Origin of the sequence: Alishewanella maricola, assembly GCF_016343785.1 — a bacterium.
Taxonomy (GTDB): Bacteria; Pseudomonadota; Gammaproteobacteria; order Enterobacterales; family Alteromonadaceae; genus Alishewanella; species Alishewanella maricola.
On sequence record NZ_JAEINI020000001.1, the window covers coordinates 173,655 to 193,861 of the forward strand.

Genomic DNA, 20,207 nt, shown 5'->3' on the forward strand with positions numbered 1-20,207 from the left:
CTTCCTGCAAAGCACACTATGTCAGTTTAATGACAACACGATGACATCCGCACGGCATCGTGAAAATAACGGATTATTCCAAATCGACGACGATATCGGTCGCTATCCCTTCGAGTGCTTCGATAACATCATCCCGATGCAAGCCAGCAGGCAGTTGCACGGTCGCTTCAGCATGAAATAGCGGTACGCCCCAATTCGGTGCGCTTTGTTTATTGCTCTCAAAGGCAATAATATTAGCGCCTTTATGGCTTAAAATAGCCGATAATTCCCGCACAATGCCGGGTCTGTCGTTACCGGTGATCACAAAACGAATTTGCTGATTTTTATCGAGTTCAATGTGTTCGCCGTGCTGTACACGAATATCCAGATCCGTCAGTTGCTGCAAACTTGCGGTTAATTGCGCGAGATCTGGCTCTGCCACTTCAATTTGCACTATACCGGCAAAGTAACCGGCCAAATGGCTTAGGTTACTGGCCATCCAGTTACCTTGATTATCGTTGATGACTTTTGCGAGTTGCTCAACTAAACCGGCTTTATCTTTACCGATCACGGTAAGTACTAACTGCTTCATTCTGTTATTCCTCATTAGGTCCGGTTTGGGTAAGTATTTATAGCCGCTGCTTAACGCCCGATTAATGCTGTAATATGTTTCTAAGCAGCGCAGTAAACAAGATTTGCCACGGTAAGGTCAACACCCCCATGGTAAAATCTGTCGAATACTTGTTATAGAGTGTAGCTGCAAGCAGATGGTTTTAAAGTAAATACTAAATTTTTATTTGGGGTTGCTGCTTAGGCACGTTAAGATTGCAACTCATCTGGACTAGGTTCGATAGCAATGGATACCCTGCGCATGCGCTTAAGCCACCTCTGTAGTGTGCTGTTATTAGTGATTACACCCTTGGTGTGTAGCACTGAAACTCGACCGAATAGTGTTAGCCAAACCGCAAGCTTAACTGGCACCTTATCCAGCACCGGCTCTGACACCTTGCATAATATGATGATGGTTTGGCGGCGTGAATTTGTGCTGAAACATCCGCAATTAAATATTCAAATACAAAGTAGTGGTTCGGCTACCGCCCCTGTCGCTTTGGTTGAGGGCACCGCCAATCTTGGGCCGATGAGCCGCGTCATGTTAACGGCTGAACAAGATCGTTTTCGCCGTCGTTTTGGCTATGAAGCCTATGCTGTGCCTGTTGCACTGGATATGCTGGCAATTTATGTGCATCAAGATAACCCGTTACAACAAATCAGTATGGCGCAGCTTGAAGCAATTTTTTCGCAAAATCGGCGTTGTGCGCTTCATTCTGCGATCACGCGTTGGGGCGATTTGGGTTTAGCGGGGCGATGGCAGCAACGATCTATTGCCGCTTATGGTCGTAATCCAGCGTCAGGGACTTATGCTTTTTTTCGGCAAAAGGCGCTTTGTAACGACGATTTTCAGCAAAAAGTCGCGCAGCTAGCGGGCGCTGCTGCTGTAGTTAGGTCGGTAAGTTTAAGTGAGAACGGCCTAGGTTACTCTGGGGTGGGGCAGCAGATTGCTGGGGTAAAAATGTTGGCGATCAGTCAAGGCGCAGAAGAAGCGGCCATTATGCCCAGTCCGGAGAATGCCTTATCTGGGGCTTACCCGTTGGCTCGGTTACTCTATATTTATGTTAATAAAGCCCCTAATCAGCCGTTAGCTGCAGCCGAGCGTGAATTTTTCCGCTTTATTTTATCCGCAGCGGGGCAGCAGCTATTAGAAAGTGATGGCTTAGTGCCAATCCCGTTACCTTTAAAACAGCAAGTGTTTGAGGATTTAGGCTTATGACGCCTAACTCAGAAAAGCCTACAGGCAGTCATTTACCGAATGCGCAGCAACGTCAGCGACGAAGTCGCCATCGGCGTTGGTTAGACCGTGGCTGGCATGCGTTAATCACCTTGGCTGGGGTCAGTGTGATCGCCACGTTATTGGCCATTTTTGTTTATTTGTTGCTAGAAGTGCTGCCATTGTTTAAACCGGTATCGGCTCAGTTACAGCCGCATGCTGCTAGCACGCCGCCACCGGCATTAATACTACCCAGTATAGCCGATGACGATTTGGCTATGGCTGCTGCAAAAGCGGGTTTTGCCGCTGATTTTCAGTTAATTGATGGGTTAAAGCGCGTCATTATACTCGCTAAACGCGATGGCGAAGCCTGTGTGTTGCTGCGTGCGGCATTGTCACAAGGCTGTCAGCAGCGTTTATCTCTTACTGATCGCACGGTGCAGTTAACCGCCGCCACTTGGTTAGCAGGCCAACAAAGCTTAATTACCGGCGATAGCAGTGGCCAATTAAAACAATGGTATTTGATTGCTGATGCGGCGGGGCAACTTCGCTTGAGTTGGGTTAAACCATTTAGCCAGCAAGCTGCGGCTATTGTCGCTATTGCTGCCGAACGAGGCCGTCGTGGCTTTGCAGTATTAGATGCTAACGGTGGCCTCAGTGTGTTTTATAGTGCGTTAAGTTCAGCTATTTGGCAGGCACAGTATGCAACTTTCTCTTTGGCGCAGAAAGGCGTGACCGAATTACGTTTTACCCCTAATAATGACGGTTTGTGGCTGCTCAGCGCGCAGCAGGCCGAAGGCTTTTTAGCCATTAATAATCGACATCCCGAAATTTCATGGCGTACGCTGTGGCAAAAAGTCTGGTACGAAAGCTGGCAACAACCCGAATATGTTTGGCAAAGCGGTGGGGGTTATGAGCTTTATCAAGGTAAATACTCTTTGGTACCCTTAACCGTCGGTACCCTAAAAGCGGCTTTTTATGCGTTATTGGTGGCGGTACCCTTAGCTGTCTTGGCCGCCATTTTTAGTGTGTGCTTTTTGCAAGAGCCGGTTCGCAGCCACTTAAGTAGCATGATTGAACTGATGGCGTTATTTCCTACAGTCATTATTGGCTTTTTAGCGGCTATTTGGCTGGCCCCAGCCTTAGAGCAACATTTGCTCTCTTTATTACTGTATTTACTGTTAGTGCCGGCGGCTGTTTGGGCATTGGCCTATTATTGGCATTATTTACCCCGCCGTTGGCAGCATTTAAATAGCAGTGGTGCCACGTTAATACTGATGAGTGCGATATTGCTGATTGGTGCCTGGGTGGCGTTGGGTTTAGGCTCTTGGTTTGAAAGCTTACTGTTTGAAGACAGCTTACGTTTTTGGTTAGATCAACAAGGCGTAGATTATCAGCAGCGTAATGCTTTAGTGATTGGTCTGGCGATGGGTTTTGCCGTGCTACCGGTCATTTATACAGTAAGCTACGATGCTTTAGCACAAATTCCGCAACAACTGACGGCCGGTGCCTATGCGCTGGGGGCCAATCAATGGCAAATTGTACGGCGAATTATGTTACCGGTGGCGATGCCCGGGTTTCTAGCGGCCGTGATGTTGGGGTTAAGTCGTGCCATTGGTGAAACGATGATTATTTTGATGGCGACCGGCAATAACCCCATCACCAATTTTAATCTGTTCGAAGGGCTGCGCAGTTTAACGGCCACGCTGACCATCGAACTCCCCGAAGCTGCGGTCGACAGCAGCCATTATCGCGTGTTGTTTTTAGTGGCTATTTTGTTGTTTGTTTTCACCTTTGCTGCAAATACCTTAGCTGACTTAGTGCGCCAACGTTTACGCCGTAATTTACAGAGGTTGGAATAATGAGCACGAATCGGCAGCCCGGGCGGCGACTCTATTTCTTTTCGGCATTAGCCACCGCTTTAACGCTACTCACGTTTTTTTTATTGTGTTTGTTAATTTTAAGCCGTGGTTTACGGTTATTTTGGCCAGCCGAAGTCGTGCAGTTTCAATACCCCATCTCAGGCCAAATGCAGCAAGTGTTTGGTGAGGTGGTGTCTCGCCAGCAAGTTAATGCTGAGCAACTTGCTGCTGCGGGCCTACCGAGCCACAGCCAGGCACAGCGTGTGTTAATCAAACAAGGCCAGATGGCAGGACAAACGGCGTTTCGTTGGTATTGGCAGCATTTGAGCCACGATTGGCAAACGCCGGCGCAGCTAAGTTTGCTGCGGCATTTTAGCCAAGGCGAGTTTTATGGTGTCGTGACGCAAGAGAATGCGACTGAACTGCAATTACGCTTAAGCGATAACAGCAGCAGAACCTTTCAGCGTCGCGATATTGAACGGGTGATTTCACCCAATCAGTTGTCGTTATGGGGTAAGTTGCAACTGTTTGCGGCGCAGTGGTGGCAGTTTTTGAGTACTGAACCTCGGCAAGCAAATAGCGCGGGCGGGATCTTACCGGCCATTATGGGTACGGTATTATCGGTATTATTAATGGCTTTGTTAGTTGCGCCGATTGGTATTATGGCGGGTATTTATTTACATGAATATGCCAAAGATGGCCGCTTAGTGCGTTTGGTGCGACTCAGTGTACACAACCTTGCTGGGGTGCCCTCTGTGGTATTTGGCGTGTTTGCCTTAGGTTTTTTTGTTTATGTGTTAGGTGGCAGTATTGATCAGTTGTTTTACGCGGAACAACTCCCTCAAGCGACTTTTGGCACCCCCGGCTTGCTATGGGTATCCCTGACCCTAGCATTATTAACCTTACCCGTGGTGATTGTCGCCACAGAAGAGGGGCTGGCACGCATACCCCAAAGTTTGCGCTTAGGTGGTTATGCCTTAGGTGCGACCAAAGCGGAAGTATTACGTAAGCTTATTTTACCGGTTGCTATTCCTGCCATGATCACGGGTGTGGTGCTGGCGATGTCACGTGCCGCCGGCGAGGTTGCTCCGTTAATTTTTGTTGGGGTGGTGAAATACGCACCGGTATTACCACTGCGGAGCGAATGGCCGTTTGTGCAGCTTGATCAGCAAATTATGAGCTTGGGTTTGCAAATTTATGATGTTGGCTTGCAAAGCTCGAATGCCGACGCAGCTGAACCTCGGGTGTACGCTATTGCTCTGGTGTTGCTGTTATTAATTGGTAGCCTGAATTTATTAGCGATGCGCTTACGCCGTTACTATCGGGCAAAGACACGCAGTCAGGGTGCTTAAAAATACGTCTTATTTTCATAAAAGTGTCATAAATGAGGAATACAATGGCCGCATTAACGGATGTCAGTACGAAAATGTCAGCACAAAACTTGTCGGTCAGTTTGGCCGGTAAAACAGTGCTGGATCAAATCAGTTTAGACATTCCGGCTAATCGTGTCACGGCGCTGATTGGGCCATCCGGTTGTGGCAAATCAACGTTATTGCGAAGCTTCAATCGCATGAATGAACTGCTTGATGATGCCAGCACCGAAGGGCAGGTGTTGCTAGATGAATTGAATATTTATCAAACGGGTGTCGATTTAGCCGAGTTACGTCGACGGGTTGGCATTGTGTTTCAAAAACCCAATCCGTTTCCATTGTCGGTGTATGAAAATGTCGCTTTTGGCTTGCGTTTGCAGGGGATTAACAGTGCTAGGCAGTTAGACGAGTTAATTGCCGCGGCCTTACAAAAAGCCGCACTTTGGCATGAAGTGAAAGATCGTTTATATGACAATGCGTTGACCTTATCGGGTGGTCAACAGCAGCGGCTAGTGATTGCCCGTGCTATTGCCATTGAGCCCGAGGTGTTGTTATTGGATGAACCGGCTTCAGCGTTGGATCCGATTTCAACCCTAAAAATTGAAGAATTGCTGTATGAGTTAAAGCAGCAATACACCATCGTTATCGTGACACATAATATGCAGCAGGCGGCGCGGGTATCGGATTTTACTGCGTTTATGAATTTAGGGCAGTTGGTTGAGTTTGATGCCACCAACAAGATCTTTACCGATCCACGCCAGCCGCAAACAGAAGATTATATTACTGGGCGGTTCGGTTAACTGAATTGCTTTGGCTAAGCCAGAATAGGACCACGGAGACTAACAGGATGGATAAATTAAATTTATCGAAGCATATTTCCAGCCAGTTCAACGAAGAATTGGAGCAAATTAGAAATCATGTGATGTCGATGGGCGGCCTAATTGAGCGGCAACTTTATGATGCCTTAGCCGCCATTGCCAATAGCGATAGTGAATTGGCACAGCAGGTTATTGCCAATGATCTGAAGGTCAATGACTGGGAATTACAGATAGATAAAGAATGTACCCGAGTGATTGCCAAGCGTCAGCCTGCTGCTAGCGATCTGCGCTTAATAATGGCGATATTAAAAAGCATTAACGATTTAGAGCGGATCGGTGATGAAACACGGCGCATTGCCAAAGTGGCGCTGGAGTCTTTTAACAGTGATCAACAAGACTTGCTGGTAAACCTAGACAATCTGGGGCGACATGTCGCGCAAATGTTGCACGATGTGTTAGATGCTTTTGCTCGAATGGACGTTGAAGCAGCGTTAACCGTGCATAAAGAAGATAAAAAAGTGGATCGTGAATACGAAGCGATTACGCGGCAATTAATGACCTACATGATTGAAGATCCGCGCTCTATTCCTAAAGTGATGAACGTGTTGTGGTCGGCTCGCTCGTTAGAACGCATTGGCGATCGCTGTAAGAACTTGTCGGAATACATTATTTTCTTTGTTAAAGGTAAGGTTGTTAGACATGCCAGCCACGAAAAGCTCGAGCAGGAAGTTCGTGGCGACTAGCTGTTAGTAAAATGTTTTGCCGTGCCTCTGCTGGTATTCTAGCAGGGGCATTTTTTTTGAAACGACATTTCATTTTTATTACTTTGGCATTGCGGTTACAATGTTCGCCGACTACAGTCACTTAACATCAATGAGGCCCTCTATGCCCGCTAATACTTTTTTGTCCGTATTTGCCAAATCGCCAATAAAGCCGATTGAAGAGCATATTCGCAAAGTACACCAAGCCAGTGAGCAATTACTGCCATTCTTTGCGGCGGTTTATCAAAAAGATTGGACCCAGGCAGCGGAAGTGCGTAAGAGCATCGTTGCATTTGAAAAAGATGCTGATCGCTTAAAACGTGAAATTCGGATTAACTTACCGCGAGGTTTGTTTTTACCTGTTGACCGCACCGATATTTTAGAATTGGTATCGCAACAAGATAAAATTGCTAATAAAGCAAAAGATATTTCTGGCCGCGTGTTGGGTCGTGAATTAGAAATTCCTGAAACAATCCAAACTGAATTTACTGCTTATGTGCAGCGTTGTATTGATGCCACCGAGATGGCTTCTCAGGTAATTAATGAACTAGATGAATTGCTGGAAACGGGCTTTCGTGGCCGTGAAGTTAATCTAGTGATTAAGATGGTCGAGCAATTGGATGCTATCGAGCACGATACCGATGAAATGCAAATTAAATTACGTAAGAAGTTGCGGCTAGCCGAGAAGGATCTTAACCCAGTCGATGTGATGTTTTTATATCGCACACTGGAATGGTTGGGCGATTTAGCAGATGTCGCCTTACGTGTTGGTTCCCGTCTTGAAATTATGCTAGCCCGCTAACCTAATAGGTAATTTTTTATGGCAATTTTAGAATCTTACGGCCTGATCCTGATTATTTTGGCCGCAGTATTTGGCTTTTTTATGGCTTACGGTGTCGGTGCCAATGATGTGGCAAATGCCATGGGTACCTCTGTTGGCTCTAAAGCCCTCACGATTAAACAAGCTATCTTGATTGCAGCGATATTTGAATTCGCTGGCGCTTACTTAGCAGGCGGTTCTGTTACCTCAACAATCCGCTCGGGTATTATTGATGCCGGTTACTTTGCCGATACACCTGAATTTATGGTGTTTGGTATGATCGCTGCTTTATTAGCTGCCGGTACCTGGTTGCTAGCAGCGTCTTACTTTGGTTGGCCAGTCTCCACCACTCACTCGATTATCGGTGCTATTATCGGTTTTGCTTTAGTTGCTGCCGGCACTGAAGCCGTGCAATGGAATAAAGTCAGTGGCATCGTTGGTAGCTGGGTCGTGACACCCATGTTGGCGGGGGTGTTGGCTTATTTAATCTTTATGAGTGCGCAACGCTTAATTTTTGATACCGATAACCCTTTAGAAAACGCCAAGCGTTATGTACCTTTCTATATGTTTTTCGCCGGTTTAATGATGACCTTGGTTACCGTGCAAAAAGGCTTAAAGCATGTTGGTTTAGATATTTCTACCGCCAATGGTATTTATATCTCGATTGCCGTCGGTGTGGTTGTAGCGGTTATTGGTAAGATCGCCATTTCGCGTATTCAAATTGACCCAGAAGCCGACAAAGAGATGCACTACAACAACGTAGAGCGTATTTTCGGTATTTTAATGATTACCACCGCATGTTGTATGGCCTTTGCACACGGCTCGAACGATGTGGCGAATGCTATCGGCCCAGTGGCGGCGGTAGTCAGTGTGGTGACCTCTGGCGGTGAAATTGCGGCTAAAGCAACGTTAGCCGTGTGGGTGTTGCCTTTAGGTGCCATCGGTATCGTTATTGGTTTAGCGACCTTAGGTGCCCGTGTTATTAAAACAATCGGTACGGCGATTACGCATTTAACACCCAGCCGTGGTTTCGCGGCAGAGCTGTCTGCTGCTTCTACCGTGGTTATTGCTTCGGGTGCGGGTTTACCCATCTCTACCACGCAAACCTTAGTAGGTGCTGTACTCGGCGTGGGTTTAGCACGGGGTATTGCGGCCTTAAACCTGGGGGTAGTGCGTAATATCTTTATTTCTTGGGTTATTACCTTACCGGTCGGCGCAGGTTTGGCCATCGTGTTCTTCTACATCTTAAAAGCGATTTTCAGTTAAACTTTTGTGTTAGCTGCGACAGCAGGGCTGTCGCAGCTAACATAGCCAGTCTTGTCTGCCTGCACCTTATATTTCTTTCATCATGCCACTGATGCTAATTGCTTAAATCGATTAAAAAAGGTAAGTTTTAGCAATTCGATTGTAGCGAAAGGTTAAGCATGAAACGTCTGCCCAGTATTAAACAATTACAGTATTTACTCGCCTTGCATGAGCATCAGCATTTTGGCCGTGCTGCCGATGCTTGCTATGTTGGGCAATCGACACTCAGCGCGGCCATTGCCAGTTTGGAGGAGACCATGGAAACGCAATTATTAGAGCGTGACCATAAAACTTTTATTTTCACCGCCCTAGGTGAAGATGTTGTTAGGCTGGCACGTCATATTATTGAGCAATGCGAAGAGCTAACCGATTTTGCTAAATCTCAGGGTAAACCGATGACCGGGCCTTTTCGGTTGGGTTGTATCCCGACTATTGCGCCCTTTGTGCTGGGTGAAGTCATGACACTGTGCCGTGAGCGTTTTCCCGAGTTGCAGCTATTATTGCGTGAAGACACTTCAGATAACTCGTTGCATGCGTTAAGTGAAGGCCGCCTAGATATGGTGTTGCTGGCGCTACCCTATGAAACGGGCGTATTGCACACGGAAGTACTGCAACAAGACGCGTTTAATCTAGTGCTGCATAAGGATTGGCAAGATCGCGGTTTTAATCAAGATATTAACCAATGGCCGGATGAGAGTATCTTCTTGTTAGAGCGCGAGCATTGTTTAACGGGTCATGCGGTAAAAGCCTGTGAATTAGAAGACAGCCGTAAGGTGAATCCTTTTTTCGCTACCAGCTTACATACCCTTACGCAAATGGTGAATAACAAACTGGGGGTGACCTTTATGCCGCAGATGGCGATTAATAGTGGTGTTTTAGAGGGCACCGAGTTAATCAGTCAGCCGGCTTCTGCAGGGCAGGCATATCGGGATATCGGCGTTGCGTGGCGTCCAACGTCAAGTAAAGCGCGTAGTTATCAGCAAATGGCCGCGTTAATCGGTGAAGTGCTGGTAAAAAAGTGTCGAGCAAGGGCTTGTTGACGTTTGCTGTTTAGATTTTGTTCGTTTGGCGGTGTTTTGATCGCGAAACGAGGAGTGCAGTTTAGTTATTCTAAATAAACGACGAGAGAAGCTACCGCGTCCTGCTCTCGCCCCTGACCTACATCCATGTAGGCCACAAAGAACAAAGCATCGCCAGACGAACCCTTCGGGCAGCGTGTGGCTGGCATTTCTACTGCGTTATACGAAATATATCCTATATTTCGCCTTTGGCCAGCAGAGGTGTTCCCGTTTGTTCCAGACAAACGGGTCGCTTGTTTATGTAGAATAACTACACGGCACAAGCTCTGCCTTGTATAAATACCAGCCACTCAGCTGCAAAAACAACCATCAAATGTCAACAAGCCCTGGATAAATTTGCTAACATAGCGCCGCCGGATTTGGCCGGTAAAGCCAAGGACAACGCTATGTTAGTGAAAGATTTTAGTTTTGAGTTACCTGAACATCTAATTGCCAGTCAACCACAGGCTGAGCGCTCAGCCAGTCGTTTACTGGCCATGCAGCGCCAAACGGGTGAACTGCACCATCATATCTTCAAAGAACTGCTTGATTTGCTTAACCCTGGGGATTTGTTAGTGTTTAACAACACACGCGTGATCCCCGCCCGTTTGTTTGGTCAAAAAGCCTCAGGCGGCCAGGTTGAAGTGTTGGTCGAACGTGTCTTGGACCAACAGCGTTTTTTAGCGCATATTCGTGCCAGTAAAGCGCCAAAACCCGGCACAGAATTATTGTTAGAAAATTCCGCTAAAGTGCTGATGCGTCAACGGCACGATACCTTATTTGAATTAGAGTTACTGGGTGATGAGCCGGTATTTGCCATGCTAGACAGGCTAGGACATATGCCGTTACCCCCTTACATTGCGCGCCCTGATACCGAAGAAGATAAAGCCCGTTATCAAACGGTGTATAACAAAAAACCCGGTGCCGTGGCTGCACCTACAGCAGGTTTACACTTTGACCAGCCCTTGTTAGATCAATTAGCGGCCAAAGGCGTGCAATTTGCTTTTGTGACTTTGCATGTTGGCGCCGGTACTTTTCAGCCGGTACGCGTTGATTCGGTGCTAGAGCATAAAATGCATGCTGAATATATTGAAGTGGAGCAAGAGGTGGTGGATGCCGTTGCAGCATGTAAAGCGCGCGGCAATCGGGTAGTAGCCGTCGGTACTACCTCAGTGCGTTCGCTTGAATCCGCTGCGGCACAGCATGGCGGTCAGCTGCAACCTTACAGTGGCGATACCCAAATTTTTATTTACCCGGGTTATCGCTTTCAAGTCATTGATGCACTAATCACCAACTTTCATTTACCCGAATCGACACTGATTATGCTGGTGTCCGCCTTTAGTAGCCAACAACATGTATTACAGGCTTATAAAACGGCTATTGCAGAGCAATATCGCTTTTATTCCTATGGCGACGCGATGTTTATTAGTTAAGCCGCTGGCTGAATACTGCTATAATGGCCGCCGATTGCGCGCGGCCATATTGCGGCAAAACGCTAATAATGACGAGCCGGACTGTTTTTCCGGCCAGAAGAGGTAAATTTTGAAATTTGAATTACTTGCTACTGACGGTAAAGCCCGTCGTGGCCAACTTATTTTTGATCGTGGTGTGGTGGATACCCCTGCCTTTATGCCCGTGGGGACTTACGGCACGGTAAAAGGCATGACACCAGAAGAGTTAGATGCCACCGGTGCGCAAATTTGCTTAGGTAACACCTTTCACTTAATGCTGCGTCCGGGCACTGACATTATTAAGTTACACGGTGACCTGCATGATTTTATGCATTGGCATAAACCCATCTTAACTGACTCAGGCGGTTTTCAGGTATTTAGCCTTGGCGAACTGCGCAAAATCACCGAAGAAGGCGTTAAGTTCCGCTCGCCGCTAAATGGCGAACGCATCATGTTAACGCCAGAACGCTCAATGGAAGTGCAGCGCGATCTGGGTTCAGATATTGTGATGATCTTTGATGAATGTACGCCATATCCGGCTACCGAGCCACAAGCTCGTAAGTCCATGGAATTATCGCTGCGCTGGGCGAAACGTTCAAAAGATGCGCATGGCGATAACCCGTCAGCGTTGTTTGGTATTATCCAAGGTGGCATGTATCCGCATTTGCGAGACATTTCATTAGCCGGTTTAGAAGAGATTGGTTTTGACGGCTATGCCATCGGCGGTTTATCGGTAGGTGAACCCAAAGCCGATATGATTAATATTCTGAACCACACCACTGATAAAATGCCAGCGAACAAACCGCGTTATTTAATGGGCGTAGGCAAACCAGAAGACTTAGTTGAAGCGGTACGCCGTGGCGTGGATATGTTTGATTGCGTCATGCCGACACGCAATGCGCGTAATGGTCATTTGTTTGTTAGTGATGGCGTGATTAAAATCCGCAACGCCAAGCATAAAACCGATACCGCGCCGTTAGACAAAGACTGTGATTGTTACACGTGTAAAAATTATTCTCGGGCCTATTTACATCATTTAGATCGTTGCAACGAGATTTTAGGCGCGCGTTTAAACACCATTCATAACCTGCATCATTATCAGAAGCTGATGCAGGGATTGCGCGCAGCTATTGCCGCTGGTAACTTGTCAGCCTTTGTAGCAGAATTTTACGCAAAAAGAAGTATGCCAGTACCATCGCTGGACGCAGAATTAACAGAATAACTGATTTTAACATTAAGGGGACAACCATGAGTTTATTCATTAACCAAGCCTATGCCGATACCGCTGCCGCACCACAAGGTGGTGGTTGGGATTTAATTATTATGTTGTTGGCGTTTGGTTTGATTTTTTACTTTTTAATCTACCGCCCACAAGCCAAGCGTGTAAAAGAACATCGCAACCTGATGTCGGCTTTAGGTAAAGGTGATGAAGTGCTGACGCAAGGCGGTATTGTCGGTCGCATTACTAAAATTGCGGAAGATAAAGACTTTGTCGTTGTGGCATTAAATGACAGTACTGAAGTCACAGTACAAAAATCCGCTATCAGTGCGGTATTACCTAAGGGTACTTTAAAGTCGTTATAAGCGGCACTGCTAACGAAAGGATGTATTCGTGTTAAACCAAAATCCGCTCTGGCGGTACCTGGTCGTTATCGGGGTACTGCTACTGGCATTAGTTTACGCAATGCCAAATTTATACCCGGAAGATCCGGCGCTGAATATTAATGCAACCCGTGGGGGCGTGGTGTTAGAAAGCACTCGCCAACAGTTAGAGCAAAGCTTTATCAGTGAAGGTGTTACGCCAAAATCGGTAACACTGGAAAATGGTCAGGTGTTAGCGCGCTTTCAATCTGCTGAAGATCAGCTGCGAGCGCGGCAAATTGCCATTAATTTATTGGGTACTGTTAACTATGTTACGGCATTAAACTTAGTGCCCACCACCCCCGATTGGCTGGCTGGCATTGGTGCAACACCAATGAAGTTAGGCTTAGATTTACGTGGTGGTGTGCATTTTTTAATGGCCGTAGACATGAAAGCGGCCATTGATAAAAACATCAATGACATGGTGGGTGCGTTTCGTGCCGACTTACGTGAAGCTAAAGTGCGCTACCGTTCAGTTTCTGCAGATGTTGAACGCGGCATGGTGCAACTGCAATTGCGCTCAGCGGAAGATGTGCAAGCGGCTCGCTCGGCCTTAGGCAAACTGGACCGTGAGTTAGTGTTTACTGACGGCCCTGCTGAATTTAGCCTACAAGTGACCTTAAGCGAAATCCGTCTGCGCGAAATTCGTGAATACGCACTTGAGCAGAACATCACCATTATCCGTAATCGGGTGAATGAAATTGGGGTAGCTGAGCCGCTGGTACAGCGTCAAGGCGCTGATCGTATTATAGTGCAATTACCTGGCGTACAAGATCCGGCGCAAGCTAAAGAGATTTTGGGCGCAACGGCAACACTCGAGTTTCGTTTAGTCGACGAGCAAGGTGACTTAGGTGCGGCCTTGAATGGTCGTTTACCACCCGGTTCAGGTTTGTATTATGACCGCAGTGGCCAACCTTTCTTACTGGAAAACCGCGTGATGCTGACCGGTGAGCACATCACCAATGCCAGCTCAAGTTACGATGAAATGGGCCAGCCACAGGTTAACATTTCTCTGGATGCACAAGGCGGTAACTTACTTTCAACCTCCACTCGTGATTCGATTGGTCGGCGTATGGCGACCGTGTTTATTGAATATAAGCCCGGTGAGCAATTACAAGCTGATGGCACGCCTGTGTTGATTAAGCAGGAAGAAGTGATCAATGCCGCGACCATTCAAGCGCGTTTGGGGCGCAGTTTCCGCATTACCGGTATTGGTAACCCTGCTGAAGCACAAAATCTCGCCTTGTTACTGCGTGCCGGTGCACTGATTGCACCTACGCAAATCATCGAAGAACGCACCATAGGGCCAAGCCTCGGTCAGGAAAATATCGATTTAGGTATGACGGCCATTATGTGGGGTATGGTGGTGGTCTTAATCTTTATGGTGATTTACTACCGTGTGTTCGGTTTAATTGCTAACTTGGCGTTGGTCGCTAACCTGGTGTTAATTATTGGCTTTATGTCGATGATCCCCGGTGCCACCCTAACTTTACCGGGTATGGCGGGTATTGTGTTAACTGTCGGTATGGCCGTTGATGCTAACGTACTGATATTTGAACGGATCCGTGAAGAAATTGCCGAAGGCCGCTCGATTCAACAAGCGATCCATCAAGGCTATGACCGTGCTTTTGCGACAATCGCTGACTCGAATATCACCACATTATTAGTGGCCCTGATCCTGTTTGGAATTGGTACTGGTCCAGTGAAAGGCTTCGCCATCACTTTAGCTATCGGTATTTTAACCTCGATCTTTACTTCAGTAGTGGGTACCCGCTTGCTGGTTAATTCAATCTGGGGCGGCCGTCGCGTACAGTCGTTACCGATGTAAGGAGCTTGGTGTGAGAATATTTAGTTTTAACGAACCTCTCAATTTCATGCGCTTTAAGATGCCAGCGCTGATGCTGTCTATCGTGTTACTGCTAAGCTCGTTTGGCTTGTTGTTCACAAAAGGCATCAATTGGGGGCTGGATTTTACCGGCGGTACGGTTATCGAAGTGGGTTACACCCAAAACGCTGATCTGACCCAAGTGCGTGCCATTTTAGCCGAACGCGGTTATGCCGATGCGGTAGTGCAATATTTTGGCTCAAGCCAAGACGTTGCGATACGTATTGCACCAAGAGAAGGGGTAGAGCAAAGCCGGATCTCGAATGAGATTATGGCGGCGTTATCCGAAACCTCTGCTACGCCGATTGAAATGCGTCGTATTGAATTTGTTGGCCCTTCGGTGGGTGACGAATTAAAAGAGCAGGGTGGCTTAGCCATGCTGACGGCGTTAATTGGTATCTTGTTGTACGTGGGGATGCGCTTTGAGTGGCGCTTGTCATTAGGCGCCGTATTAGCGTTGGGACACGATGTCATTATTACCTTGGGTCTTTTCTCCTTGTTACAACTTGAGTTTGACCTGACGGTACTGGCGGCGATTCTAGCGCTGATTGGTTACTCAATTAACGATACTATCGTGGTGTTTGACCGGATCCGGGAAAGTTTCCGCAAATTACGTGATAGCACGCCGGAAGAAACCGTCAATGACGCAGTAACCTCAACATTAAACCGTACGGTTGTTACGTCGTTAACCACGATTATTGTATTGATTGTGTTGTTTTACATGGGTGGCGCCTTGATCCATAACTTTGCCACTGCACTGTTATTTGGTATCGCCATTGGTACTTACTCTTCTATCTTTGTGGCCAGTGGTATTGCGGTACAACTGGGCTTAAACCGCGATGATATGTTACCACCACCACCACCTGAGAAAGAAGGTGAAGGTACCGAACCGTTAATGTAATTTCGCGAAATCTGTGTTAAAAATGCCAGTCAATGACTGGCATTTTTTATGGGTAAAATATGAGTAAGCAACATGCTGCAGGCTTTATCGCACTGGTTGAAGCCGCCAAACAACAGATCAAAGAAATCAGTATCGATGAGCTTTTAGCTCATGAACAGCCATATGTATTGTTAGATATTCGAGAAGATCACGAATGGCAACAGGGGCACTTTCCTGAAGCGATGCATCTGGGCAAAGGGATTATTGAGCGTGATATTGAGCAAACTGTTGCCGATAAAAAACAAAAAATTGTACTGTATTGTGGTGGCGGTTACCGCTCTGCTTTAGCGGCGTTAACCCTGCAGCAGATGGGCTATCAACAGGTGTTCAGCTTGGCGGGTGGGTTTCGTGAATGGCAAGAGCGTCAGTTACCGCTGATTAAGCCTTTATGATTAAGCCTTGAATGCATGCCATGGCGCAGCATACACTGTCGCCATAGCCTGTGTTTTAGCGTTACTCGGCAATTTGCTGTGATGCTGGCGAGGGGGCTTGGCCTGATGACAGACGTAACATTTGTAAGTCTTTGCCACTAGGGTGCTGGTAAACACGTAATCCAAACTCGGGCAAGATCGCGAACAGATGATCGAAAATATCCGCTTGGATCCCTTCATAGGCAACCCAAGCAATGGTATTGGTAAAACAATAGATCTCCAGTGGCAAGCCTTCTGGGGTGGGCGCTAATTGGCGCGTCATCATGGTCATGTCTTGATGCACATGCGGATGACTTTTTAGATACTGCGTAACATAAGCGCGGAAAGTGCCCAAATTGGTAATACGCCGAGTATTCACCGGCTCGCGACCTTGCTCTTTGAGTTCAGCATTCCACGCCGCAATATCAGCCTGCTTATCGCTAATATATTGAGTTAATAACCGAAAACGACAGAGCTTTTTGATTTGCTCTTCTGATAAAAAATGCACGCTTTGTTGATCGAGCATTAAGCTACGTTTAATGCGTCGGCCGCCAGAGTCTTGCATGCCACGCCAGTTTTTAAACGGATCGGTCATAAAGCGGCGTGTGGGGATAGTCGTGATGGTTTTATCCCAGTTTTGTATTTTTACCGTATGTAGGGCGATATCAATAACATTACCATCGGCATGCAGTTGTGGCATTTCAACCCAGTCACCCACGCGGATCACGTCGTTAGAAGAGATTTGCACACTGGCCACTAACGATAAGATGGTGTCTTGGAAAATCAGCATCAGTACTGCGGCCATCGCACCCAGGCCAGACAGTAAAATCAAAGGTGAGCGGTCGAACAACGAGGCAATCATCAAAATCACCGCGACCGCGTAAATCACAATTTTCAGCAGTTGGATATAGCCTTTAATCGGCTTACTGCGTGCATCTTCGCGTCGGGCGTATAAAGAGTTAATCAGCGTTAACAGATTACTCAGCGCAATAGCGATAGTCAGCACAATAAAGGCGTTAGTCACGTTAATGGTAACCTGCACCAGCAGTTCGGGTAAAAGCGGTACACGATTGACTAAGGTCGATATAACCAGCGCAGGAACCACATTGGAAAGCCGATTAACAAAACGAAAATCTAAGCCGCGTTGTTCACACTGACTTTTCTTTAAACCTAATAAACTGAAGACGCTGCGTAGCAGAATATGCTTAACCAAAAAATTGGCTAGCCAAGAAAGTGATAATAGAATCGCGATGCCTAACCACATGGCAAGGTGAGGATTGGCCTCTGACCAGGATTTTATCGAGGCGACAGTACTAATGATTTCTTGCATGCTAAACCTTTTACTGGCTGAGAGAAGGAGGCTGAAGCGTCCAGCTTAGTCAGGCTGTGAGCAGGCCTGTGAGCAGTGCAACCATCAGCGGATAGATGACCCGCTATACCAGCGCTGTGGCGATGGCCGCACAGCGCTGGCCGTGTAACTTATTTTGCTAACGTTTCTGACAGGTGTGGCCGCATGCCTTTCACCATAGCTTGCAATACTTTTGGGCTGGCTGCAACAATGTTGCCGCTTTTCATGTGGTTATTGCCACCAGCAAAATCACAGACCATACCACCGGCTTCGCGGATGATTAGTTCACCTGCGGCAATATCCCAAGGCTTTAAGCCAATTTCCCAGAAACCGTCAAAACGACCGGCAGCGACATAAGCTAAATCTAAGGCGGCAGAACCGGTACGACGCATGTCGGCGCAGTCGGCAAAAAACGCGTTGAAGATTTTGCTGTAGCTGTCTAAATGGTGTTTGGCTTTAAACGGAAAACCGGTGGCTAAAATACTGCCTTGCATATCTGGCAGGTTATTTACCCGAATACGCGTACCGTTTAATTGTGCACCACGACCGCGAGACGCCGTGAACAATTCGCCACGTAGCGGATCGAAAATAACGGCTTGGTCTAGTTTACCTTGATGTTTTAAGGCAATAGAAACGGCAAAGTGTGGAATGCCTTTGATGAAGTTGGTTGTGCCATCCAACGGATCAATAATCCACTGGAATTCACTGTCATTGTTACCGTAATCGCCATGTTCTTCACCGACAATACCATGGGTTGGAAAAGATTTTTTTAACACCGCAACAATAGCTTGTTCAGCTTCGCGGTCAACGTTGGTAACAAAGTCGTTGCTGCCTTTCTGCAGTTTTTCAACCATGTCGAGCTGGCCACAAGCTCGTGCAATAATATTACCCGCGGTACGGGCAGCACGAATGGCGATGTTTAACATCGGATGCATAGCGATTACCTTATTTTAAAAAGAGCTGTATAAAGAACAATCAAAAGAGCGGCGCATATTGTAGCGGCTGCTTGAAAAAAGTAAAGCATTTGCCTCGGTGTTTCTTAATTTGTCTGTTGCAGTAAAAGGTTAAAAACGTGATAAATTGCTGGGGTTGTTCAGATAATATTCAGCCAGTAACCGCAGAATAAGCTTATGCTTGTTTAAAACCTTTGGGATATCTTGATGAACCTACTGACTCGATTGCTTGCTGTAGCGGCTTTGCTAAGTTTAACTGCCTGTGGCGCACTGCATACCAGTGTGGCTAAACGCCAGTTAGATGTGCAAACTAAAATGAGCTCAAGTATTTTTCTTGAGCCAGTCGATCCTGAATTACGCACGGTTTATGTTGATATTCGTAATACCTCTGACAAGCCTGAGTTTAATGTGCGGGAAGAGGTGATCTTGACGCTGCGCAGTCGCGGCTATCAAGTCATTGATAGCCCCTCAAAAGCCCACTACTGGTTACAGGCAAATGTGTTACAAGTTGGTCGTAGCAATGCTCGGGATAGTCAAGGTGCGCTTGCTGCTGGCCCAGGTGCGGTTGGTGGCGCAGTAACAGGTGCGGTGATCCATCGTTCAACAGGGGGGTCTGTTGGCGGTACGGCAGGTGCAGCGGTGGCGGGGGCCGTGGTCGGTACGGTAGTGGATGCCATGGTACAAGATGTTTATTACAGCGTGATCACCGATATCCAAATTATGGAGAGATTTGCTGGCCAAGTACAAGAGCGTTCTGAACATACGTTGTTGCAAGGTGATAGTGGCAGTACTCGGTCTAGTTATTCTCAGCAAACCAATATGCGTAAATATCAAACACGCATTGTCAGTTCAGCTAATCAAGCAAACCTAAAATGGGAAACCGCGGCACAGCCGTTAACCGATGGCGTCGCGCGTGCTTTAGCTGGGCTATTCTAAATGTCGTTGCTTTACAAAGGCGCGATCTTAAGCGGTTTACTGCTGTTATCCGGCTGCGGCGCGCTGCATACCTCCGTGAGTAAGGGCAAGCTTGATGTGCAAATGCGCATGAGCGAAACCATTTATTTGGATCCGGTTGAAGCCGAATTACGCACGGTATTTTTAGATATCCGCCAAACGGCGGCGGAGTATCAACGGCCACTCATGCGCGATGTGGCGTCGTTGTTGACCGCCCGCGGTTATCAGTTAGTCAATGCCCCCAGTGCTGCGCAGTATTGGTTGCAGGTCAATATTCGTACCGTATTAAACCAACCACCGCAGCAAGTGCTTCGTGAACAATACGGCATGAGTGAGCAACAAATTGCCGAGTTTATGCGCCCGGGTAGCAGTGTTGTTGCCAATAACACGCCGGCAACGCGCCGTCGCGCGTCTGGCCCTGGTGTAGTTTATGCCGATGCCGGCTTTTCTACTGATATTGATACCAAAGATGTGGTGCGTGCTTTAGCCGTGGTTGCGGTGATTGTAGGCGCAGAATATGTTGGTAATCAGTTGGTGAAAGATAAATACTTTACCTTGTTAGCCGATATTCAAATTGCCGAGCGAATTGCCCCAGACAGCGATGAGCTTGTGCTGGACCAAAGCGAACAGCGCTTATGGCAAGGGGATAGTGGCCAGTTAGAATTGCTCTGGGAGCAACATACCGATCGGCGTAAGTATCAGGTGAAGTTGCTAGGCTTTGCCAATAAAGCCAATTTAACGTGGGAAGAAGCCGAACCCTCTTTGCATAACGGTATATTACGATCTTTGGCCGGCATTTTTTAACGGCGTTACGCTCAAAACGTTAT

The 20,207-nt window shown here is 47.2% G+C and carries 19 protein-coding genes; 16 read left to right on the forward strand and 3 right to left on the reverse strand.

Annotated elements, in window-relative coordinates; translation table 11 throughout:
* Positions 1–73 precede the first annotated feature (73 nt).
* A complete protein-coding gene (locus JAO78_RS00855; protein WP_226749463.1) occupies positions 74–571 on the reverse strand; it encodes a glycine cleavage system transcriptional repressor in 498 nt (165 codons plus the stop codon).
* Between the two features lie 264 nt (positions 572–835).
* Between JAO78_RS00855 and JAO78_RS00860 the strand changes: the two genes are divergently transcribed.
* The 14 genes from JAO78_RS00860 (at position 836) to JAO78_RS00925 (ending at position 16,107) form a co-directional block, all read left to right on the forward strand.
* The gene (locus JAO78_RS00860; protein WP_226749464.1) at positions 836–1,807 is read left to right on the forward strand and encodes a PstS family phosphate ABC transporter substrate-binding protein; all 972 of its coding nucleotides are present in this window, start codon (positions 836–838) and stop codon (positions 1,805–1,807) included.
* Positions 1,804–3,666: an ABC transporter permease subunit gene (locus JAO78_RS00865; protein WP_226749465.1), complete on the forward strand. Its 1,863-nt coding sequence runs from the start codon at positions 1,804–1,806 to the stop codon at positions 3,664–3,666. Before JAO78_RS00860 ends, JAO78_RS00865 begins: the two co-directional genes overlap by 4 nt.
* A complete protein-coding gene (pstA, locus tag JAO78_RS00870; protein ID WP_226749466.1) occupies positions 3,666–5,018 on the forward strand; it encodes a phosphate ABC transporter permease PstA in 1,353 nt (450 codons plus the stop codon). Before JAO78_RS00865 ends, pstA begins: the two co-directional genes overlap by 1 nt.
* Positions 5,019–5,062: 44 nt before the next feature.
* Positions 5,063–5,836, forward strand: coding sequence for a phosphate ABC transporter ATP-binding protein PstB (gene pstB, locus JAO78_RS00875; protein ID WP_439647494.1), 774 nt, complete (start codon positions 5,063–5,065; stop codon positions 5,834–5,836).
* Positions 5,837–5,883: 47 nt separating this feature from the next.
* Positions 5,884–6,597 carry a phosphate signaling complex protein PhoU gene (gene phoU / locus JAO78_RS00880; protein WP_226749467.1) on the forward strand — a complete coding sequence of 238 codons (714 nt, stop codon included), beginning with the start codon at positions 5,884–5,886 and terminating at the stop codon, positions 6,595–6,597.
* Positions 6,598–6,739: 142 nt separating this feature from the next.
* Positions 6,740–7,417 carry a TIGR00153 family protein gene (locus tag JAO78_RS00885; protein WP_226749468.1) on the forward strand — a complete coding sequence of 226 codons (678 nt, stop codon included), beginning with the start codon at positions 6,740–6,742 and terminating at the stop codon, positions 7,415–7,417.
* A gap of 18 nt (positions 7,418–7,435) precedes the next feature.
* On the forward strand, positions 7,436–8,701 hold the full coding sequence (locus JAO78_RS00890) for an inorganic phosphate transporter (protein ID WP_226749469.1): 1,266 nt from the start codon (positions 7,436–7,438) through the stop codon (positions 8,699–8,701).
* A 158-nt stretch (positions 8,702–8,859) separates the two neighbouring features.
* Complete coding sequence (locus tag JAO78_RS00895) at positions 8,860–9,780, forward strand: hydrogen peroxide-inducible genes activator (protein WP_226749470.1); 921 nt, start codon at positions 8,860–8,862, stop codon at positions 9,778–9,780.
* A 425-nt stretch (positions 9,781–10,205) separates the two neighbouring features.
* A complete protein-coding gene (gene queA / locus JAO78_RS00900) occupies positions 10,206–11,231 on the forward strand; it encodes a tRNA preQ1(34) S-adenosylmethionine ribosyltransferase-isomerase QueA (protein ID WP_226749471.1) in 1,026 nt (341 codons plus the stop codon).
* A gap of 109 nt (positions 11,232–11,340) precedes the next feature.
* Positions 11,341–12,471, forward strand: coding sequence for a tRNA guanosine(34) transglycosylase Tgt (tgt, locus tag JAO78_RS00905; protein ID WP_226749472.1), 1,131 nt, complete (start codon positions 11,341–11,343; stop codon positions 12,469–12,471).
* Positions 12,472–12,497: 26 nt separating this feature from the next.
* Complete coding sequence (yajC, locus tag JAO78_RS00910) at positions 12,498–12,833, forward strand: preprotein translocase subunit YajC (RefSeq protein WP_226749473.1); 336 nt, start codon at positions 12,498–12,500, stop codon at positions 12,831–12,833.
* A gap of 28 nt (positions 12,834–12,861) precedes the next feature.
* On the forward strand, positions 12,862–14,718 hold the full coding sequence (gene secD, locus JAO78_RS00915; protein WP_226749474.1) for a protein translocase subunit SecD: 1,857 nt from the start codon (positions 12,862–12,864) through the stop codon (positions 14,716–14,718).
* Positions 14,719–14,728: 10 nt separating this feature from the next.
* Entirely contained in the window at positions 14,729–15,676 is a 948-nt protein-coding gene (gene secF / locus JAO78_RS00920) for a protein translocase subunit SecF (RefSeq protein ID WP_226749475.1), read from the forward strand.
* Positions 15,677–15,735: 59 nt separating this feature from the next.
* Positions 15,736–16,107 (forward strand): rhodanese-like domain-containing protein, encoded by a 372-nt coding sequence (locus tag JAO78_RS00925; protein ID WP_226749476.1) that lies wholly within the window; start codon positions 15,736–15,738, stop codon positions 16,105–16,107.
* 61 nt (positions 16,108–16,168) lie between these two features.
* Here JAO78_RS00925 and JAO78_RS00930 read toward each other — a convergent pair whose 3' ends face one another.
* Complete coding sequence (locus JAO78_RS00930) at positions 16,169–17,455, reverse strand: mechanosensitive ion channel family protein (protein WP_226749477.1); 1,287 nt, start codon at positions 17,453–17,455, stop codon at positions 16,169–16,171.
* Between the two features lie 149 nt (positions 17,456–17,604).
* Positions 17,605–18,408 carry an inositol-1-monophosphatase gene (gene suhB, locus JAO78_RS00935; RefSeq protein ID WP_226749478.1) on the reverse strand — a complete coding sequence of 268 codons (804 nt, stop codon included), beginning with the start codon at positions 18,406–18,408 and terminating at the stop codon, positions 17,605–17,607.
* A 225-nt stretch (positions 18,409–18,633) separates the two neighbouring features.
* Between suhB and JAO78_RS00940 the strand changes: the two genes are divergently transcribed.
* Both JAO78_RS00940 and traT read left to right on the forward strand, forming a co-directional pair.
* Positions 18,634–19,362 carry a complement resistance protein TraT gene (locus tag JAO78_RS00940; protein ID WP_226749479.1) on the forward strand — a complete coding sequence of 243 codons (729 nt, stop codon included), beginning with the start codon at positions 18,634–18,636 and terminating at the stop codon, positions 19,360–19,362.
* The gene (traT, locus tag JAO78_RS00945; RefSeq protein ID WP_226749480.1) at positions 19,363–20,184 is read left to right on the forward strand and encodes a complement resistance protein TraT; all 822 of its coding nucleotides are present in this window, start codon (positions 19,363–19,365) and stop codon (positions 20,182–20,184) included. It begins immediately after the preceding gene.
* Positions 20,185–20,207: the final 23 nt, after the last annotated feature.